The sequence below is a fragment of the Methanoculleus sp. UBA208 genome (assembly GCF_002498065.1).
GTDB lineage: Archaea > Halobacteriota > Methanomicrobia > Methanomicrobiales > Methanoculleaceae > Methanoculleus.
The window spans coordinates 1-19,212 of the sequence record NZ_DAFZ01000072.1 but is presented as its reverse complement, the minus strand read 5'-3'; the positions used below and the strand labels follow the sequence as shown (position 1 = coordinate 19,212).

Annotated in this window: 20 protein-coding genes and 1 tRNA gene; 6 read left to right on the top strand and 15 right to left on the bottom strand. The window is 63.3% G+C overall.

What is annotated here, in order from left to right; all coding sequences use genetic code 11:
• Positions 1-40: 40 nt before the first annotated feature.
• The 10 genes from dnaG to msrB form a co-directional block, all read right to left on the bottom strand.
• Positions 41-1,267 (bottom strand): DNA primase DnaG, encoded by a 1,227-nt coding sequence (gene dnaG, locus BRA62_RS07770; protein WP_292366001.1) that lies wholly within the window; start codon positions 1,265-1,267, stop codon positions 41-43.
• Between the two features lie 257 nt (positions 1,268-1,524).
• Positions 1,525-1,842, bottom strand: coding sequence for a DUF167 domain-containing protein (locus BRA62_RS07765; RefSeq protein ID WP_292366000.1), 318 nt, complete (start codon positions 1,840-1,842; stop codon positions 1,525-1,527).
• 196 nt (positions 1,843-2,038) lie between these two features.
• Positions 2,039-3,301: a dihydroorotase gene (gene pyrC / locus BRA62_RS07760; RefSeq protein ID WP_394339993.1), complete on the bottom strand. Its 1,263-nt coding sequence runs from the start codon at positions 3,299-3,301 to the stop codon at positions 2,039-2,041.
• Positions 3,298-4,212, bottom strand: a complete 915-nt coding sequence (locus tag BRA62_RS07755) for a DUF2156 domain-containing protein (protein ID WP_292365998.1) — start codon at positions 4,210-4,212, stop codon at positions 3,298-3,300. The genes pyrC and BRA62_RS07755 overlap by 4 nt, the downstream gene beginning before the upstream one ends.
• Positions 4,213-4,215: 3 nt before the next feature.
• Positions 4,216-4,647, bottom strand: coding sequence for a GNAT family N-acetyltransferase (locus BRA62_RS07750; RefSeq protein WP_292366012.1), 432 nt, complete (start codon positions 4,645-4,647; stop codon positions 4,216-4,218).
• Between the two features lie 91 nt (positions 4,648-4,738).
• Entirely contained in the window at positions 4,739-5,734 is a 996-nt protein-coding gene (hypE, locus tag BRA62_RS07745; protein WP_292365997.1) for a hydrogenase expression/formation protein HypE, read from the bottom strand.
• Complete coding sequence (locus BRA62_RS07740; protein ID WP_292365996.1) at positions 5,731-6,072, bottom strand: hydrogenase maturation nickel metallochaperone HypA; 342 nt, start codon at positions 6,070-6,072, stop codon at positions 5,731-5,733. Before BRA62_RS07740 ends, hypE begins: the two co-directional genes overlap by 4 nt.
• Positions 6,072-6,296 carry a HypC/HybG/HupF family hydrogenase formation chaperone gene (locus BRA62_RS07735; RefSeq protein ID WP_292365995.1) on the bottom strand — a complete coding sequence of 75 codons (225 nt, stop codon included), beginning with the start codon at positions 6,294-6,296 and terminating at the stop codon, positions 6,072-6,074. The genes BRA62_RS07740 and BRA62_RS07735 overlap by 1 nt, the downstream gene beginning before the upstream one ends.
• 834 nt (positions 6,297-7,130) lie before the next feature.
• The gene (locus BRA62_RS07730; protein ID WP_292365994.1) at positions 7,131-7,754 is read right to left on the bottom strand and encodes a class I SAM-dependent methyltransferase; all 624 of its coding nucleotides are present in this window, start codon (positions 7,752-7,754) and stop codon (positions 7,131-7,133) included.
• Between the two features lie 30 nt (positions 7,755-7,784).
• Complete coding sequence (msrB, locus tag BRA62_RS07725; protein ID WP_292365993.1) at positions 7,785-8,273, bottom strand: peptide-methionine (R)-S-oxide reductase MsrB; 489 nt, start codon at positions 8,271-8,273, stop codon at positions 7,785-7,787.
• A gap of 156 nt (positions 8,274-8,429) precedes the next feature.
• On the opposite strand from msrB, the gene BRA62_RS07720 reads away from it, so the two are divergent.
• Both BRA62_RS07720 and BRA62_RS07715 read left to right on the top strand, forming a co-directional pair.
• Positions 8,430-8,891: an FxLYD domain-containing protein gene (locus BRA62_RS07720; protein WP_292365992.1), complete on the top strand. Its 462-nt coding sequence runs from the start codon at positions 8,430-8,432 to the stop codon at positions 8,889-8,891.
• A 52-nt stretch (positions 8,892-8,943) separates the two neighbouring features.
• Entirely contained in the window at positions 8,944-9,612 is a 669-nt protein-coding gene (locus tag BRA62_RS07715) for a flavodoxin family protein (RefSeq protein WP_292365991.1), read from the top strand.
• Here the strand turns inward: BRA62_RS07715 and BRA62_RS07710 are convergent.
• Complete coding sequence (locus tag BRA62_RS07710; RefSeq protein ID WP_292365990.1) at positions 9,609-13,049, bottom strand: HEAT repeat domain-containing protein; 3,441 nt, start codon at positions 13,047-13,049, stop codon at positions 9,609-9,611. The two genes, BRA62_RS07715 and BRA62_RS07710, sit on opposite strands and share 4 nt — an antisense overlap.
• A 217-nt stretch (positions 13,050-13,266) precedes the next feature.
• Here BRA62_RS07710 and BRA62_RS07705 point away from each other — a divergent pair, with 217 nt between their 5' ends.
• Positions 13,267-14,319 carry a hypothetical protein gene (locus BRA62_RS07705; protein ID WP_292365989.1) on the top strand — a complete coding sequence of 351 codons (1,053 nt, stop codon included), beginning with the start codon at positions 13,267-13,269 and terminating at the stop codon, positions 14,317-14,319.
• 9 nt (positions 14,320-14,328) lie between these two features.
• On the opposite strand, the gene BRA62_RS07700 is transcribed toward BRA62_RS07705, so the two are convergent.
• The 4 genes from BRA62_RS07700 to BRA62_RS07685 all read right to left on the bottom strand — a co-directional run bounded on the left by BRA62_RS07700 (position 14,329) and on the right by BRA62_RS07685 (position 17,388).
• Complete coding sequence (locus tag BRA62_RS07700) at positions 14,329-15,483, bottom strand: glycosyltransferase family 4 protein (protein WP_292365988.1); 1,155 nt, start codon at positions 15,481-15,483, stop codon at positions 14,329-14,331.
• Positions 15,484-15,691: 208 nt separating this feature from the next.
• Positions 15,692-16,186 (bottom strand): Mut7-C RNAse domain-containing protein, encoded by a 495-nt coding sequence (locus BRA62_RS07695; protein WP_292365987.1) that lies wholly within the window; start codon positions 16,184-16,186, stop codon positions 15,692-15,694.
• Positions 16,167-17,180 carry an AmmeMemoRadiSam system radical SAM enzyme gene (gene amrS, locus BRA62_RS07690; protein ID WP_292365986.1) on the bottom strand — a complete coding sequence of 338 codons (1,014 nt, stop codon included), beginning with the start codon at positions 17,178-17,180 and terminating at the stop codon, positions 16,167-16,169. The genes BRA62_RS07695 and amrS overlap by 20 nt, the downstream gene beginning before the upstream one ends.
• A 52-nt stretch (positions 17,181-17,232) precedes the next feature.
• A complete protein-coding gene (locus BRA62_RS07685; protein ID WP_292366013.1) occupies positions 17,233-17,388 on the bottom strand; it encodes a hypothetical protein in 156 nt (51 codons plus the stop codon).
• Between the two features lie 41 nt (positions 17,389-17,429).
• On the opposite strand from BRA62_RS07685, the gene pyrH reads away from it, so the two are divergent.
• The 3 genes from pyrH (at position 17,430) to nth (ending at position 18,938) form a co-directional block, all read left to right on the top strand.
• A complete protein-coding gene (gene pyrH, locus BRA62_RS07680; protein WP_292365985.1) occupies positions 17,430-18,134 on the top strand; it encodes a UMP kinase in 705 nt (234 codons plus the stop codon).
• 54 nt (positions 18,135-18,188) lie between these two features.
• Positions 18,189-18,263: transfer RNA gene (locus BRA62_RS07675), tRNA-Pro, on the top strand.
• A gap of 6 nt (positions 18,264-18,269) precedes the next feature.
• On the top strand, positions 18,270-18,938 hold the full coding sequence (nth, locus tag BRA62_RS07670; protein WP_292365984.1) for an endonuclease III: 669 nt from the start codon (positions 18,270-18,272) through the stop codon (positions 18,936-18,938).
• The last annotated feature ends 274 nt before the right edge of the window (positions 18,939-19,212 follow it).

Sequence of the window (19,212 nt, the reverse complement as noted above, 5' to 3'; positions counted from 1 at the left end):
GTGGATATAAATATATATAAATTTGCACCCGGGATAGCCGTTATCCGATCTTTATAAGCCTGATGGACAGCGGGCGCTTTATAATACCTTTAAAATCCCGGGCAGCCACGAACTCGAGGTCCCTTCCGCCGAGCTGATCGAGGAGTTTCTGGTCGATGGTGCGATCGACGACAAGCCCTTCAACATCGCCGTTCAGGTTCTGGAGTGCGCCCTCGACATCGGCGGCGTTCGATTCCAGTAGGACGGTGTAGTCCGGGGAGAGGAACCGCGCAATTTTTTTGTCCCGGACGTCGGCCATGTGCTCGCCGAGCGTCGAGGGTGGCTTTGAGCTCTCCTCCCTGCCATTTCCCTGCCGTGGCGACGGCCGCCCATCTTCATCGGCAGAAACCCGCACATCGGCGGAGCCGGCGTACGCAGGCAGCCGCTCCCCTCCCTCCTCGTCGGGCAGCGGGGCGGTGATCACCTCCGCAGGCACTTTGTTCCGGAGCGCCTTGACGATCTCCTTGCGGCTCATCTCCTCGACGCTCTTTCCCCGCGGACTGTACGCCACGAAGTCAATCTCGGCTATCTGGAGGAGCTCGCGGAGGATCAGCTCCCCGCCCCGGTCCCCGTCGAGCAGGGTCGTCGCGGTCTTCTGCGAGCAGAGATCGATGATGATGCGCGGGACGTGGGTTCCCTCGACCGCAACCGCATTCTTGATCCCGTAGCGCAGCAGGTTGATGACGTCGGCCCGCCCTTCGACGATGATGATGGCGTCGGAGGCCATGACGTTCGGGCCCGCATGCACCCTCTCCTCGCCGAGGTACTCGAGTTTCTCTATCCTGATGACTTCCCTGACCTCGTCGAGCAGGTCGTCGCTGTTGATGGCGCCTTCGTCGAAGTCTTCGAGGAGGAGTTCTTTGGCACGCTCGACGATCTTGCGCCGCTTGGTCACCCGGATATCCTCGATGCGGTCGACCCTCACGCGGGCCGTACACGGCCCGACCCGGTCGATGGTCTCGAGCGACGATGCAAGGAGCGCGGTCTCCGCCCGATCCAGTGATGATGAAATGAGTATTTCGCCTTTGGTCTCTCCCCGCTTCGTGATTATCTGAACGTCTATCCTGCCGACACGCCCGGTTCTCTGTAAATCGCGCAGGTCGAGGTCTTCGCCGAGCAACCCCTCGGTCTGGCCGAATATGGCGCCCACTACGTCGGGCTTATCGACCACCCCCTCGATCTGCAGAGTAAGATGAATGAGATACTTGGTAGTTTCTGGTGAGTACATGGAGTCTTGCCTCCTTTCAGTGTAAATCTGATCGCCGTATGCCGCGCAGGTTTTCATGCGCGCTGGCATAGGATCAATTATATATCTAGGGTGCAATTACTTAAATCAGATGGCGATCTGAACGCAAGATTTTTTAAACGTAAAATCCAAAAAAACAGGCCTATCGGTGGTCTATTTGAATTTATCTTTCAGTATAGTTATTCCGTAATAAAAAACCGCTTCATCCCGGTAATCCCGCTTCTTTCGCCAGCGCCTGCTCAGGCACCGGCTGCATTCAGGGATGCAACAACAGAGGATTTCGATAAACCGGCGATAGCCACGGTCTTTGAGGAAGATGTGTGCCCGGCGACGATGCTCACGTCGGCGCGGGGGACATTGAACGTCTCTGCGAGGAGGTCGATGATGGCGCGGTTTGCTTTCCCGCCGACGGCATGGGCTGCCACCTGGCATCGGATACTCTTCCGCCATTCGTTGTAGCCGGCCGGAAACGAAGAACGCTTTGCACCTGCCGTAACATCGAGCGCTATGATCACTCCGTGTGCGGCTTCGACGACGGCATCGGCATAGGGCTCCATAAGAAAAAGACCTCTTGAAGGGATGTCGCCCGGCACTAACGATCGATGCTCACAGGCGGCTTGTGCCGTTCCTCACCCGATCGAACCCATATGCCAGGCGTGCCTGTCGCGCACCTGGGTTGTCCCGCGGATCATGTCCAGGCGTCTCGCCAGGTGATCACCCGGGGACCTAAAGATGCGCTTTATCGGCTTTATATTATTTATCCTGCAGGGATAAATATCCTTGCCCGGGATACCATGCAGGGCACGCCTCCCGCAGGTCGCCGCAGGCGCAGGCCCGCGCTCCCCCGACCACCACCTCTTCCGGGAAGACCGCTTCAAGCCCCTCGAACGGTGACCAGCCGCACTTTGCGTGGAGGCACGAAGCGTCGATGCGGGTGACTTCGTCCGGGTAGAGGGCAAAGTCTGCCCGGTCACCCGGCTCGAACCCTGCGCGCGGGATGCCGAGGATGGCGGCGGGTCTCCACGACGTCTTCTCGATCACCGAGGCGAGGGTGATCCGCCCCCGGCGCACCGCCGCCATCAGGAGCGGGACCATCGTCTCGACCCCGGGGATACCGGAGGGAGCGTTCTTGAACGGCACGGCTTTCTCGCTGAGCGTGTGCGGTGCATGGTCGGAGGCGACGACGTCGATCGCATCCCAGCAGGACCATAACTCTCGCCGGGTCTCCTCGTCCCGGAGGGGGGGATTCACCCGGCCCCGGGTGTCGTCCGGATCGAACATCGCGCGCGAGAGGAAGAGGTGGTGCGGTGTTGCTTCCACCGTGCCGCGTGCGGCCCTGACTGAGGCGGCGGTGCTGAGATGGCAGAAGTGGACCCGCATGCCGGCCGGGGCGAGGTCCGATACCGCCCGCACGGCGCGCGCTTCTCCGGCACCGGATCGCGCGCTGTCGTGTTCGGCGAGCGTTTCCGGCGCCCGGTCCGAGACCTCCTCAGCGTGGACCGTGGCGAGTCCCCCGAGGGCATGGATGTGGGCAAGCAACTCTTTGAGGGTCTCCGCATCAAGCCCCTCCCCGTAGCTCGACGGTGCGGCGAAGGTCTCCCCGAACGCCATGGCACCGGCGTCCCGCATTCCGGCAAGATCGGCGTCCGGAAGAACGCCTGCGTTCACCGCAAACCCGCAGACGGCCTGCTTCTCGGCCTCGCGGATACGTGCCCGGAGGAGTTCGGGCGTGGTTATGGGCGGGATGGTGTTGGGCTGGTCGACGACGACCGTCACCCCGCCGGCGACCGCGCTCATCGTGCCCGTGTGCCAGTCCTCCTTCTGTGCCTGCACTCCTCCCCGCATGTGAACATGCATATCGACCGCCCCGGGGAGGCAGGTATACTCGCTGCAGTCGATCGTCTCTTCGGCACGCACCGGTGCGCCGACGTGCCGGACGATACCGTTGGCGACGACGATGTCGGTGCGACGCCCGGTCGGGAGCGTCACGTTCCGGAGCACGAGATCGGCGGTCACCTGCAGCACGCCTCCAGGTCGTCCCGGGTCGCGTAATACACCTCGACCATGTAGGCAGGGCGGTAACGCGTCTTCGATTCGCGGAGCCCGGGCACGCCCATGTCGCACTCGCGATTGACGTAGCGGTAGCGGTCCCGGAGCGCCGCCGCCGTCTCGGTCGTGATCACCTTGTAAATGCCCGGGTAGGTCTCGGGGAGCGCCTTTTCGAAGTGGACGACCGCCATCTCTTCGTTGACCCTGCCGACAATCGATATCGCCCCGATGGTGCCGCCGATCCGCACGATCCAGCCCTCGAGGCCGATAGCGAAGAAGTGGTTCACGGCAAAGAGGATGGCTTCTTTTTCGGCGGCGAGGATGGGCTCGGAGTCGCAGTCCCGCCACTCGCACCAGACGACCAGGAATTCCCAGACCTCATCGATGTTCTCCTCCGTGATCTCCTCGACCGTATACGCGTATTCCCGTCCGAACCGGTTGATCTGGCGGCGGATGGTGGCGTAGCCCTTCCCGGCGAGGTCGGCGAGGGCTTCGGTCCGGTATATGTAGTCGAAGAAGTTCCGGTTTGCACGGAGGGGGAGAGCCGGGTAGAGTTCCCGGATCAGCGCTTCGTTTACCGGGTCGAGGACCCACAGGGGCATATCGCCGCCTTCCCTCGCCGCGAGGTCGACGACGTCCCCGACCAGGTCCGGGTTTTTCGGGCCGATCGGCATGCGAAACGACGTTACGCCGCCGATGGTGCTTGAGAGGACGATCGACCCATCGACGTGTGCAAACCGGTAATTCGCGTAGTGGTTCCAGCAGACCATGTTCGCAAAGGTGTTGTCGCTGTGCACCTGGGGGAACTGCCGGTAGTGCTGCAGAAAGAGGTCGCGATCGTCCAGGCTCACGGGTTTGAAATCGGTAAATTTCAGCATGCCTCACCAGTCTTTCGGATACCATCGCATGGGTATGTGCCCCTCCATTCTGCGGAACCCGAGCGCGGTATAGAATGTTTCGGTCCCGGGTTCGGCGACGAGGGCGACCCAGGCGACACCTGCAGAATTACAGTGATCGAGCAGCGTAGATAAGATCATCGTTCCGACGCCCCGGCCCCGGTAGCCGGGGAGAACGACAAGGTCCTGGACGTAGCCGTCCGAGACCCCGTCCGAGATCACCCTGCCCATGCCGACCGCTTTGCCGGTCGCCCGGTCGACGGCGACGGCAAAGGCGAAACTTCCCGCGATGAGTGCGGCGAGATCCGCAGGGTCCCATCTCTCGTTCCACCAGCCGCCTGCCCGGTAGAGATCGGCGATCGTCTCCACGTCCCAGACGTCCACCAGGCGCACCTCGATGCCTGCCTCCTCCGTCATCGTAGACTGCCTCTCCATAGGACTGCTCATGGTGTTATCGTATATGACAGGCGCGGGTCGTCCTGGACGGCGTAAAAAGTGGTGTCGCCTGCTAGCAGACTCGCGGGACCGGGTCGCCGATCGGCGGCTCGATGAACCGTTCTCCACCGATGGCGGTCCGCATGACCACGTGGGAGCCTTCGACGACCTCGCCGACGATCGCCGCTTCACGCCCGTAGGGATGCGAGCGGAGCGCCGCGAGGACGGCCTCTGCATCAGTGGGCGCGACCCCCATGATGACCTTGCCCTCGTTCGCCACCTCGAGGGGATCGAGGCCGAGCATACCGGCGGCGCTCCGGACGCTCGTCCGGAAGGGGAGGGCTTCCTCCTCGATGACGACGCCGACACCGCTTTTCTTCACCATCTCGTTGATGGCGTTCGCAAACCCGCCTCTCGTCGGGTCTTTCATGGCATGGATCTTCCCGGCCGCGAGCGCCTTCTCGACGAGCGGCCAGAGGGGGGCGACGTCGGACTTGATCTGGCCGCCGAAGTCGAACCCCTCCCGGTGGGCCATGATGGCGATGCCGTGGTCGCCGATGGTGCCGCTGACGATGATCGTATCGCCGACCTGGAGGCCGTTGTCACGAACCACCCTCTCGGCGATGCCGATGCCGGCGGTGTTGACGACGATGGTGTCGAGCGCGCTCCGCTCGAGGACCTTTGTGTCTCCCGTGACGAGGTTTGCCCCGCATTCGCCGAGGGCGGCGTCCATCGATGCGACGATCCGCTCGAGGTCGGCGACCTCGAAGCCTTCGGGGATGACCATGCCGCACGAGAGCGCGATCGGCCGCCCGCCCATCATCGCAAGGTCGTTGATGGTCCCGCAGACGGCGATGCGCCCGATATCCCCGCCGGGGAAGAAGATCGGCGAGACTACGTGGTTGTCGGTCGTAAAAACGATGTTCTGGCCGTTTAAGGGGATTACCGCGCCGTCGTCCAGCGACTCGAGCCCGATCCCGCCTGCGTTGTTGTGCTCGAGGTTGGTGATGACGCGCAGGAGCTCGCCCATCACCTCGCCGCCGGCACCGTGCATGAGGTTGACTTTCATTCTTCGTCCACTTCTATCTCGATATTGGTGACTACGATCTCCATTCCCGCTACGATCTCCGGGAGTTTTCCGCACCGGGGACAGACGAACCGTTCGTCCCCCTCGTAGCCGCAGGAGCAGCGGGTGCGCGTCTCGATGTCCCGGCACGAGAGCCGGGTTTCCGGAAAGAGCGGGTCGTCCTCGATGATGACATTGAAGAGGAACTCCACCTGCTCGGGGTTCACCATCGCCATCTTGCCGACATCCACTGAGACGCACTTCACCTCTTTTGCGCTGTTCTCGAGCGCCGCCCGGCGGGCGGTCGTGTAGATGTCGTAGGCGATGCTGTACTCGTGCATTACTCCTCCATCGCAGCGTAGACCTGCCTGAAGACCTCCCGGGTCTCAAGCCCCTCCTCTCTGCTGAGGCGCTGGATGGCGAACCCGACGTGGACGAGCACGAACTCTCCGACTTTGACGTCCACGAGGTCGAGCCTGACCTCCTGCTGCAGGTCCCCGAAATCGACGACGCCGATGTTGCCATCCTTTATCTCGAGTACCTCAGCGGGCATTGCAATACACATGACTTCTCTTCCTCTCTCCTGTTGTTTTGTCCGAATGTCAAAAAAGGTTGACCATGCTGCACGGAGGAACCCGGGAACAGCCGTTTTGACCGGTGTGTTCCCCTGACCCTCATATTCTGGTACTATAACTCAGCCCGGAAGCGTAAAAAAGATATGTTCGTCTCCGGTTCCGACCCCGGGAGGGCCGGTGGGCGGGGCCGACCGTGGTGCGCCGCCCCCGGTGCCGCCGACCCGCGGGGTTTCCGGTGCTCGTGCCCCGGGGATGTAATTTAATGGAATGGCGGGGTGTGGTTCGTGCCTGACTGGATCGGCATCCGGGTTTTCGTCAACTGCAACCATCGAGCACGGATTTCCAGTAGGGCGCGCAACTTGCACCTTCAGTACTCAAATTATAGTTCACGTGGATTTTTATTACTCATACTCCCTTCACTTTAGTCGTACAAACAGTACACGGCTTTCCAGTGGATATCGCCATGGGGGGTGGGGACAGGGGAGGGGGGTCTCCCCCCTCAAAGCCTAACGGCTTCTCGTGCTCCGTTCCTGTCGGAACATCGCACTCCCCTGAAACCCCTCGAAGAACTTCGTTCTTCTCGAGTTCCTGCCCTACGGCCAGTCGCTCTCCCCCAGACGCGATATTCCCACGGTCCACTGTACTGGGGCAGTAGAAGAAAAGCGGACCCTATTTACCTCTGCGCCTTCCCAATGGCGACGTTCTATTGAGACGAAGAGCGACGCTCCGAAGAACGACTATCCAAAGAGCCTATGTTCAAGCACCGAAGGTTCACATTGTGCAAGCCCGCCGAGCAGAATTCAGCCGGCCCAGGTTCACAATCCCTATCCCACCTTTCCAAACACCCCCTCCACCTCGGCCCGGGGGAGGTCCCTGCCCCTGACCCGCATCCGCCAGCGGTGCGTCCGGACCGAGACCGCCGCGAGCGGTGCGAAGAGTTCCGCCGTCTCGGCCTCGGTGAAGTAGTGTGTGACGATGCCCTCGCCCCTCCGGAAGGTCTGCGGCTCCGTCTCCGTTCCCTTCCCGACGCGCATATCCTCGACGGAGAATCCCCGGAAGAATGCCGCCCCGCCGGGCCTGAGCACCCGGCAGACCTCGGATGCCACGGCCTTCCGGCCCGGCAGGAGGAGGTGGCCGAGGATATGGACCAGGATGACCGCATCGAACGCCGCATCCCGAAACGGCAGGCGCCGGGCGTCGGCAACGGCGGCGGCCTCTCTCGCCGTTGCCGGGTGCCGCCGGGCAAGGGCGACGGCACGGGGAGAGATGTCGACCGCGGTCACGCACGGGAACCGCCGGACGAGTGCCCCGAGGGTCTTGCCGTTCCCGCAGCCGATCTCAAGGACGGCGGCATCGGCGGGGAGGTCCGGGAGCGGCGCCGGCGCTCCGCCCCAGAGGTTTCCCCGCCTCCGGTAGTCCTCGTCCCAGGCGGATGAATGGTCGGTCACTGATCAGAGGTCGGCGCCGTAAATGGATAATTATTCGTGCCGCCCGGGGAGATCCTTCTGCCGCACGAACCGGAGCGACGCCGAGTTCAGGCAGTAGCGCTTGTGGGTCGGCGGCGGCCCGTCGTCGAAGACGTGGCCCAGGTGGGCGTCGCATCGCCTGCAGAGTACCTCAATCCGGCTCATGAGGAACCGGTTGTCGAGATCCGTCCTGATGTTCTGGTCGGAGACCGGTTCCCAGAAACTCGGCCAGCCGGTCCCCGACTCAAACTTCGTCTTCGAGGAGAAGAGGTGGTTGCCGCAACAGACGCAGACGTACAGGCCGTCCTCCTTGCAGTCCCAGTACTTCCCGGTGAAGGCCGGCTCCGTGCCTGCCTTCCGGGCAACGGAGAACTGTTCCGGCGTCAGCTGGCGCCGCCACTCCTCGTCGGATTTGACGACCCTCTCGACCTCTTCCATCTCTCCCGTTACGGCGTTGAAGACCTTCACGGTCCCGACGGTTTCTACGCTCTCCCTGCTCATCGGCACTCCTCCCGGTTTCGGCTGGCTCCTTATCCGGAGAGCATATAAATCGTTCCCCGGGTCCTGCCCGGGCGGCGGGTCGGCAGTCGGGGGCTCGTCGTACCTGCCGGATGCGCTTGCGTATCCGTTATATACCTCTCCGGTCGATGAACCATCATGCAGGATGTCTCTGGAAAGAGCCTTGTGCTCCTTCTGCTCCTCGGCTGCCTCGTCGGCGCTGTTGCCACGGCAGGCTGCACGGGAACCTCCGGGGTGTCGGAAACGCCCACCCCGACGCCGGAGGTGACACCGGCTGCTCACACCACCTACTCGCCTGCCGGGCCGCAGCCGTCGTTCTCTGCCAGCGTTACCGCACCGGAGAAGCATTTGCGCACCGACGGCTCCTGTTACTGGATTGTGACCGGAACCGTGACCAACACCGGCGATGCGCCCGCAAGAAACGTCGTCATCCGGTTCATGCTGGTCGATGACGAAAGCAATATGATCCGGGCGACCGAGACTGTTTTCGCTCCCCGGTTCCAGGCGGGCGAAACGAAGATATTCACCATCGATCCGTTCCCCGGCGACTGCGGCCGGCAGTACCACGCCGAGATCGCCGTCACGCACGACATCCCGTAAGAATGAACGTATCCGGATACGGACTCATGAACATTACAAACGAGGAAGAAATATGAAAGTACTTGGGATTAACGGAAGCCCCCGCGCCTCAAAGAGCCAGACGCTCCGGCTTGTCCAGGCAGTTCTCGACGGGGCGGAGAGTGCCGGGGCCGATGTAGAACTCGTGGATGTCTGCAAGCTCCAGATCGAGTACTGCAACGGGTGCCTGGTCTGCTGCGAACGTGGAGAGTGCGTCAAGAAAGACGATTTTGCCGGGTTGTACCAGAAGATGCTTGAAAGCGACGGGATCGTCCTCGGGTCGCCCAACTACATCGACTCGGTCACCGCCCAGATAAAGACCATGCTCGACCGCATGGCGGACGCCATCCACTGCCAGATGTTCATCGGGAAGTACGGGTGCGCCGTCTCCACGGCGGGCGGGTCCGGAGCGGATGAGGTCGTGGCCTACCTCAACGGGGTTCTCCGGACCCTGGGCGCGAACACCGTGGGCGGTGTCGGCGTCGTCCTCGGGGGAGACCCGGAAACGATCGTGCCTGCGGAAGGGAGGGCCTACGAACTCGGCAGGAAGCTCGCAAAAGCCATCGAGAACAAAGAGACATACCCGGAGCAGGAGGAGTTCCACGCCGCGATGCTTGAGCGAATGCGGGCCCTGATCACGGCGAACAAGGACCGCTGGCACCACGAGTACGACTACTGGAAGGCTGCCGGGCGGATGCCCTAGGGCGTCCCCTCTCCTTTCGCGCGGATCTCGTGGATGATCCGCTGCAGCCCCTCCCGGGCCTCCGGCCGCACCACGCCGATCGCCAGGTTGAGTTCGAGAATCACCGCATCGCCCATACCTACCAGGGCGCGTTCGGCCCGCTTTCTGACCACGAGCGCATCGTCCTGGAACGCCCGGATGAGGGGGGCGACGGCTCCCCTGCCTCCTATCCGGGCTATCGCCCTGACGGCATTTGTCCGCACCTCGATCGACGGGTCGGAGAGCGCCTCTGCAAGTACCGGCAGGGCATCGGCGCCGACCTGCTCCACCTCTGGCCACCGGTCGAGGGCCATAAGATAGAGGGCCTGTTCTTCACCGGTTTCCGGCTTCCAGCCGCCCGCTTCCAGCGCTTCAGCGACCCCCGCACGGAACGTTGCGTCCCCGGAGCGGAGCGCGCCGATCAGGTGGCGCCGTGTGGTGTCCCCGGGATCTTTCAGGGCCTCGAGCGCGGCATACCTGACACGGTCGTCCACGTCGCCCAGGGCCAGGATCAACGGCTCGATGGCACGGAGGTCCTCGATATACCCGAGCGACCGGGCGGCGGCAATCTGCACCGCCTCGTCCCTGTCCCGCAGTGCCAGGGCCAGGGGTTCTATCACCCGGCTGCTCCCCATATACCCCAGCGCCTCTGCAACGGCTGCCCGGACGGCGCTTTCGGGTTCCCTGCGCAGGGATTCGCTCAGGGCGTCAATAGCCCGCGCGTCTCCGATATTGCCCAGGTTTCGGGCGGCGGCGAGCCGGACAAACCGGTCGGTGTCGTTCAGGGCATCCATGAGCGGTTCGACCGCCGCCTCCTGCATCTCGCCGAGGACCCCGGCGGCGGCGACCTGCATCTCCGGGTCCTCGTCCTTGAGCACCCTGAGCAGCCCTTCGGCGGCAGGCCGCCCCATCGCGATAAGCCGGGTGGCAGCAGACGCCTGCACCTCCACCGACCTGTCATTGAGCGCAGTGATGAGCGTATCGATCTCCTCCCGGTCCGCCTGCCCGGCGGAACTCTTCGTGGAGATGTCTTCCTCGGGGGCTTTTTTGCCGAAGGTGCCCTGCCACATGTTCGCTGCGCGCCGTCTCATGAGCGTGGCAGCCGCTTTTTCCCGGACCTCCCGGTCCTCGTCGCTCAGGGCATACGCCAGTGCCTCGTCCGCCTTCCCCGGCTCAATCCCTCCGAGCGCGTCGATTGCCGCAAGGCGCCCTTCTTTTCCTCCCTCCCGCAGCACCGCCGCGAGCGGTTCGACTGCGGGGTTCCCGAACCCCCCGAGAGTCCGGGCGGCAACCACGCCGACCTCCCGGGCAGGGTCCTCGAGATGCCTGATGAGGAGCGGTATCGACCGGGGGTTCCCGACGATCCCGAGCGCCCTCGCAGCCGTCAACCGGACTACCGGCACCGGGTCGTCCAGTGCCGCTTCCAGCGGTTCAAGCGCATCAGGGCCGAACGCCGCAACGGCCGCGGCTGCAACCGACCTGACTCCGCTATACGCGTCGCCGAACAGGCGGATGAGCGGACCGATCGCACGCGCATCGCCGGCCCGTCCGAGTGCGGCGGCAGCGGCACTGCGGACATCCTGCCCGGCATCATTGGTGAGCAGGATCAGCGCATCGACGCCGCTTGCATCCCCGATCTCGCCGATCCCCTCGGCAGCGGCGATACGAACGCCATCGTGCGGGTCGGAGAGCGCCATGATGAGGAACTCGACCGCCTGACTCCCCATGCTCCGTAACGCGGCAACCGCCGCAGCCCGGATCTCCTCGTCGTCGCTTTGCAGGGCGTTAAGGTACCGCTCGAGTGCTGCCTTCTCAGGGGCCTGCACCGGGGGTTCCGGAGGTGCGGCGGGGGTATCCGGCTCCGGCAGGACTATTCTTTCCGGCTTTGCGGGAGCAGGAGCGTCCTCTTTTGCAGGGTTCTCATCATCGGCTGCCTCCCCGTCGTCGCGGACCGGAACGAGCTGGTCCAGCGAAACCGGTGTCTTCGGTGCGGGCGGGCTTTTTACCGCGGTCGGCGTCTCCCCGGCCTTTCCGTCCCCCTCCAGGAGATCCTCGAGGTCACCGGTATCGGCCTCCTGCCGGGCGGGGGGTTTCGGCACGGCGGCTCCGGTGCCGGTGGCGGGTTGATTCGTCTCCGTCCGTGCCGGTGGCGGAGGTTCGTGGCGGGAGGGCTCGTTGCCCGTTCTGGCTGTCGGCCCGAAGCGCCCCTCGATCCGTTTCCGGGCGGCAAGCCCCTCTCTGAGTTCCCGGTCGTAATCGGAAGAGGGCGCCTGCACCGGCCTCACCCGGGAGTTCTCCTCGTGTCGCGACCTGATGTACTCCAGTGCAATCTCCGCCTGTTCGCGGATCACGGGGCTCTCCGATCGTACTGCCGCGTGCAGGGCGTCGAGTGCGGGCTGCCCCAGTTGCCGCAGCGCTTCACTCGCACCGGTGCGGACGCCCGAATACTCGACCTCCAGGGCCCGGATGAGTGCCGGGATGGCCGGTCTCCCCATCCGGACAAGTTCGGTCCACTGCTCCTTTGCGATCAGGTATCCCGCTCTATCGAGGTCGCTCTGTGGAATCCAGTCCAGCCGGTCGAGCGCCCAGGCCGCCTCCATCCGCACCGGGTGGCAGGGGTCGTTGAGCGCTCCGGCCAGCGCGGGTTTCGCCCGGTCGCTGCCCATCTCCCCCAGCGCCTCGGCGGCACGTACGCGGACGTCCGCCTGCGGGTCCTCCACCGCCCTGATGAGTGCCGGGATAGCCCGTGCGTCGCGTATCTTCCCGAGCGTTCGCGCCGACTCGCCCCGTATCCGCGGCTCCTTGCTGTCAAGGGCCTTGAGGAGGGCCGGGACGGCTGCCCCCTGGAGTTTTGCAAGTTCCGCCCAGTCTTCCAGGAGGTAGTAGAACCACACCTTCTCTTTCAGGTCGTCGGGCGCCCAGTGCACTGCGGCGAGCGCAGCGGCAGCTTCTCTCCGGACCGAGCGGTCTCTGTCGCGGAGTGCTTCGACGAGGGGCGGGACCGCCTTCCTGCCCATGCCCCGGAGAGCAATCACGGCGGCACCCCGGACCGCCGGCTGCTCGTGGTGCAGTGCGGAGAGCAGCGCGTCAAAGATCGATCCGTCCGTCCCCGCGATTGCACGGGCCATGGATGCCTGCAGGGCAGGGCTTGCCCGGCTGATCAGGGCGAGAAGCAGGGGGACGGATGAAACGCCGGCGGAAGCAAGGGCTTCCGACATCCGGAGGCGCGATGCGGGACCGGCATTCTCCAGAGCGCCGAGGAGTTCCGGGACGGCGGAGACCCCGAGAGCAGAGAGCGTTCGGGCGGCATCGGCGCGGCTGGCGGGCTCTTCACCGTCCAGAGCATCGATCAGGCCGGGATAGTCCTTCGTCTGCCATAACCCTTCGATATTCATCCGGAGTTTATCAAAGAATGCCATGTCCCTTATCCATAGAACGCATGTCCGGAGTGCTGTTTGGCCGGATCTCTGCTTATTCAGATTATATTCTCTATTCGTAACCAATAAATCTTCCATTTCATGCCCTGAGGCGCGCCGCAGTCACAAACGCGAATAATCCACCCTGTTTGAGGTTTCTCCCGGCCAGGCCCGGCAGATGCGAATCTTTATCGGTGCGGGACCGGTATACGAGGACCCTATGGTCAGGCTGGATATCACCCGGCTGCCGGGCATCGTGAAGGAACTCGCGCCGGATACGGAGGAACTCGTCTCCCGGTTATACTCGTGGTATGTCGAACCCGGGCACCTGGTCTTCCCCGATGCAATGGAAGATTGGGTGCGTGAGAAGTACGGCGATATCGAGACGCAGCAGATCGTCAGGGTGACAAATAACCATACGGGCGAGAGCACGCTCTTCAATTCAGTCAGGGCACGTCGTCCGGTGCTGACGCCCCGCGCCGAGGAGACTCGGGACCTTAAGGCGCTTGCCGAGGGGGGGCCGTTCTCAAACCCCCTCGAGGAGACGCCGGCCGACACGTTCGGGAGGATCGACGGCGATCACTGGATCACGGCAAGCAACATCGCCAAGTACGACTACCTCCACGCCATCATCATTGCGAAGGATACCAACCCCTACATCACCGCTGAGCCGCAGATCGCCGATATGATCAGCGTGGCCGTCCGCTGGTGCCAGGATGCGCACCAGACAGACCCCCGGGCGGTCTACCCCTTCCTCATCTGGAACTTTCTCTGGCGTGCGGGGGCGAGCGTCGTGCACAACCATGCCCAGGTACTGCTCAGCCACAGGCCCTATGCCGCTCCGGAACGGATCGAGAGGGCCAGAGAGGAGTACCGGTGCCGTTACGGGAGCGAATACTACAACGACCTCTTTTTAGCCCACACCGTCATCGGCCTCGGGCTCGTCTACAAAAACGCCCGGGTCATGGCGCACCTCACCCCGAGAAAAGAGCACGAAGTCGCGATCGTCACGGAGTCGCCGCACGATCTCGCGGGGGCACTCGCAAAGGTGCTCGAGTGTTACCGAAACATCGGGGTGCAGAGTTACAACGCGGCGGTGTATATGCCTCCGCTCGGGGAAGAGGGTTATTACGTCGCGTGGGTGGTGGACCGGGGCGACCTCCATTCCCGGACCTCGGATATCGGGGGGATGGAACTCTACGCAGGGACACCCGTGGTCTCGTCGGACCCGTTCCGCCTGATGGAGCATCTTGCAGCCGTCATGCTGCCGTGAAACGGGCGGTCAGGAGAGGATTGTGTTGTGGTTCGCGAGTTTCCGGTACACGCCTTCCATCCGCTCCGTAACGCGGCTCCACGGGAACTCCTTCTTCACCTTGTCAAGCCCCTCCCGCCCCATGGAAAGCGACCTCTCGGGGGAATCCGCCACCCGGGAGAGCCCTTCGGCAATCGAGTCCGGGTGCGGCTGCACCTTGACCCCGTCGGTCCCGTGCTTGATGTTCTCCGATAGCCCGCCGACGTCGGAAGCGACCACGCACCGGCCGGCGCTCCACGCTTCGAGGAGCACAAGCCCGAACGGCTCGTTCCTGCTCGGTATGGCGACGATGTCGCTTGCATTGAGGAGCGAGACGTAGTCAGTATCGTCCAGCCGCCCGAGGAAACGGACGGGAAGCGACCTGGCCCGGCTCTCAAGATCCGGGCGCATCTGCCCATCGCCGATGAAGGCGAACTGGCCGTCGGGGTGCTCCCGGAGGAGGTTGGGGGCTGCATCCACCAGCATGTCGGGCCCCTTCTGCCATGCGAGCCGCCCGACAAAGAGTATCAGCGGGGAGTCCGGATCAAAGCCGTAACGCCGTTTCATCGCCTCCGGATCGACGTCCGCCTGGTAATGGGCGGGCACGATGCCGTTATGGACGACGTCGATCTTCCAGTCCGGGATGTCGTAGAGGCTCATGGCCTCCCGCCGGAGGGTCGAGGAGACCGCTGTTACGCGTTTGGCAATCGATGCGCCGTAACGCTCGATCTTCGAGATCTCCACAAAAGGCCACCCGGTGCTGAAGGTGTTTCCGTTCCTCCCGAACTCCGTCGAGTGGTAGGTGAAGATGGTCTCCCGCTCCCGGAGCCGGCGAAGCGCGTCGACCACGTGCCAGTCGTGGAAGTGCAGGAGGTCGAACGCCGGTGCGTCGAACTCGCTGAAGCGGTCGAGCATCCCCCTGCTCATATCGGAGCAGTACCGGACGATGTCCTGTCCCGACGGCCGGCAGTAGTGGTACCGGACGCCGTTGACTTCGGCGTCTCTCCCCTCTCCCCGGGTGAAAAAGTGCACCTCATGGTGCCGTGCCAGCGTCTCGGCGAGGTTTGTCGCCGCATTTGCGAGCCCGCCGACCCGTTCGGCATACAATGACTCCCAGCAGAAAAATGCTATCTTCAGACTTTCCATATTGTTCTCCCTGACAGATTGCCCCGGCTCCGCCGGTTCAGGCACGAAGCCCCGCTGCAGGCCCGGACGAAAAGGATCGGATCGACCGGCCTGCAGCCGTCGCGCTTCATACCCCCTGAAAGTAGATATACCTTTCCCGGATTCTCCAGGAAACGTCTGAAATGGAGTTTTTCCGTAATTCTGCCGAGGGGATACGGCAGGCGGCCGGTCAGGGGGAGGAGCGCATCTCTTTGAGGCGCCGCTCAAGGCTGGTGCTGTGCGAACCCATCCAGTAGAGTTTCCTGCACGCGGGGCACCACGAGAACTCCTTCCCTCGTCTCGACCGCGGAGCGTAATGTGTCTCCCGGATCTCCCGTGCGGTAGCCGGCCGGAGACGCGTGTTGCAGAGCGAACAGCGGCTCATCCGGATCTCGGGCTCGATGAGCCCGAGATCGGCAACCTGCCGTATCTGGGCCATGATCTCTTCGGATGCGATGTAGATCGCCTGCTCACCGCCCCGCCGTGCGAGTTCGCGGTCCCTGGTCAGGAGGAACCGGCCGTCCTGAGCGGCGATCTCGAGGAGGAGCGTGTCTTCCCGGCTGCTCCCCGGGGAGAGGCTGTTTGCGCTCATGGTGTCGTAGCCCATGAACCGGAGGTAGCGGGTGAGCGTCCCGAGCATCCTGTCGGTCAGGAACCTTTGGCGTTCACCTGATCTCCGAGACATATTCGATGCGCCCGCCGCATTCCGTGCAGGTATGGTCGTCAAGCCCTGTTATCCTGACGGCGTAGCCCGACCGTTCGATGACGGGGCTGCCGCAGGCGGGACAGTAGGTGTTCTCGTAGGGGTGGCCTCCGACGTTGCCGAGATACGGGTAGTGGATCCCGAGTTCTTTTGCCCGTTCGTAGATCTTCTCCAGAGTCCTGATCCCGGTCGGCCTCGTCTCCCGCATCCGGTATTCGGGGTGGAACCGGGTGAAGTGCATCGGGGTGTCGGGGCCGAGGTTCTCGAGCACCCACCGGATGAGTGTCTCCATCTCTTCCAGCGAGTCGTTCTGTCCCGGGATGACCAGCGTGACCGTCTCGACGTGCATCCCGAGCTCCTTTGCAATCGCCGTCGCATCGAGGACCGGCTGCAGCCGTCCCCCGCAGACCTTCCGGTAGAAGGTGTCGGAGAACGACTTGATGTCGACGCGGAAGGCGTTGAGCATTCCCGCGAGCTCGCGCAGCCCCTCTTCGGTGATGTAGCCGTTCGTGACGTAGACGGTCCCGAGACCTTTTTCGCGCGCCAGCGTCCCCATCGCAAGCGGGTACTCGTGCCAGATGGCGGGCTCGTTATACGTCCAGGCGATGCTTGCGGAACCTGACCCGAGCGCCCGGTCCACGCCCTGCTCCGGGCTGATGTCCCTGAGCGACTCCATCTCCAGCGTCTGCTGGGAGATGTGCCAGTTCTGGCAGTGCTCGCAGTGGAAGTTGCACCCGATGGTGCCGAGCGAGTAGGAGAGCGTTCCGGGCAGGAAATGGAAGAGCGGCTTCTTTTCGATGGGATCGACCGCTTCGGCGATGACCTTGCCGAAGGTGGCGGCATACAGCGTGCCGCCGCGGTTGATGCGGACGCCGCAGACACCCTGTCTGCCTTCTTTGATGGTGCACCGGTGAGCGCAGAGCGAGCAGCGGACGGTGTTGTCCTCCAGTTTCTGGTAGAGTCGCGCCTCGTGCATATGATCACCGGGTGAGGGGAACCATGATATTTATGATTGTGGTGCGGATGTGCTACCGCTCACTCCGTTTCCCGTCTTCTTCATCGTACTCGACGACCAGCGCTCCGCGGTAGCCGCAACGCTTGCACCGGTAGACACAGCCGGTATATCCTCCGGTAACCGCCCAGACATCCGTAGAGTTGCATGCAGGGCAGTGCAGCATCTTCACAACAGGTATATGAGTGATATTGGGGATAATAATAGGGTGGGATGAAGAAGATCGTAATTTCTCTGGGCGGCTCGGTTCTGGTTCCTTCGCTTGAATCGAACAATATCGATCGATATGTGTCTGTTCTGAAAAAGATAGCCGGGAAGTGCCGGATTTTCGTCGTCGTCGGCGGCGGCGGGGAAGCACGCCGGTATATCGGGGTCGCCCGCGATCTCGGCGTCGGGGAGGCGGCGGCGGACGAACTCGGTATCATGGTGACACGGCTGAACGCGCGTCTTCTCATCGCCGGACTCGGGGATGCAGCCTATCCGCGCGTTGCGGAGAGTTACACGGAGGCGCAGGAGTTTGCACAGACCGGAAAGATCGTCGTCATGGGTGGCATCACCCCGGCGCAGACGACCGATGCGGTATCTGCGGTTCTCGCCGAGAGCGTCGGTGCCGACCTTCTCATCAACGCCACGTCGGTCAACGGGATCTACAGCGCCGACCCGAAGAAGGATGCCGCCGCGGTGAAGCACGAGCGTCTCACGCCGCAGGAACTTCTCGATATCATCACCGGGGCGAGGATGGATGCGGGCGCGAACACCGTGCTCGACATCGTGGCCGGGAAGGTGATCGAGCGGTCCGGGATCCCGCTTCTGGTGCTTGACGGCCGCGATCCGGAGAACCTCTACCGGGCGATCGTGGGGGGTGCGTTCGGCGGCACCGTCGTCTGCAAAGCGGGTTTGAATCCCCTGCCGTCCTGAACCCTCCCTCATCGGCAACTATTTTTGCCTGGATTCCCAACGTATGCAGGTACAGGGGCAGTAGGGTAGCCTGGTCCATCCTAGAGCGTTTGGGACGCTTTGACGGCAGTTCGAATCTGCCCTGCCCCATCAGTTATGAACCGTGAGATCGCCTGCGAGGTCTACCGCCGTCTTCTTGCGGAGTATCCCGTCGTCGACGACAGGCGTCACTTTATCGACTTCTCTAACCCGTATGAAGCGCTGATCCTCACCATCCTCTCCGCGCAGACGACCGACCGCGCCGTCAACGCCGTCCGCGACGCCCTCTTCTCCCGCTACCCGACGCCGGAGGCGCTCGCCCGCGCGGAGCCCGAGGAGGTGGAGCCGCTCATCAGGACCATCGGCTTTCACCACACGAAGGCCCGCTACATCGTCGAGACGGCACGAAAGCTCGTTGCCGACTTCGGCGGCGAGGTCCCGCGGACGATGGAAGAACTGCAGTCGTTCCCCGGGGTGGGGAGGAAGACGGCAAACATCGTCCTCTCCCACGCGTTCGACATCAACGTCGGCATCGCGGTCGACACCCATGTCCGTCGGGTCTCGAAGAGGCTGGGGTTCACCGACAGCACGAACCCCGACATCATCGAGCGCGACCTCGTCGCCCTCTTCCCCGAGGAGGCCTGGCGGGACATCAACTACCTCCTGATCCGCCACGGGCGCGCCGTCTGCACGGCGCAGAACCCGAAGCACGAGGAGTGCATCGTCGTGGACCTCTGCCGGTATTACCGGGAGCTGCGGGGTGCAGGGGAGAAGGGCGGGGAGTAGGCCGGACGGGCCCGGCTCGCCGTTGCGCGGGGAGATGGATAAGTCGCACTCCGAACTGTAGTTCTTCGGAACCTCGCAAAGCCCATCCACGGATTTCAGATCGACTAAAAAACTCCCAAACCTTCAGTAATCAGATTGCACTCCCAGGGAACACCGTTCCTCGGTGCTTGCACTTCTCGCACCTGAAGATACTCAAACTCCGGAAATTAACAGGAAGCTACAAAAGAGCCAGATTAACTGGACCGTGGTGGCTATCGCCGAGAGGGGGGTGGGG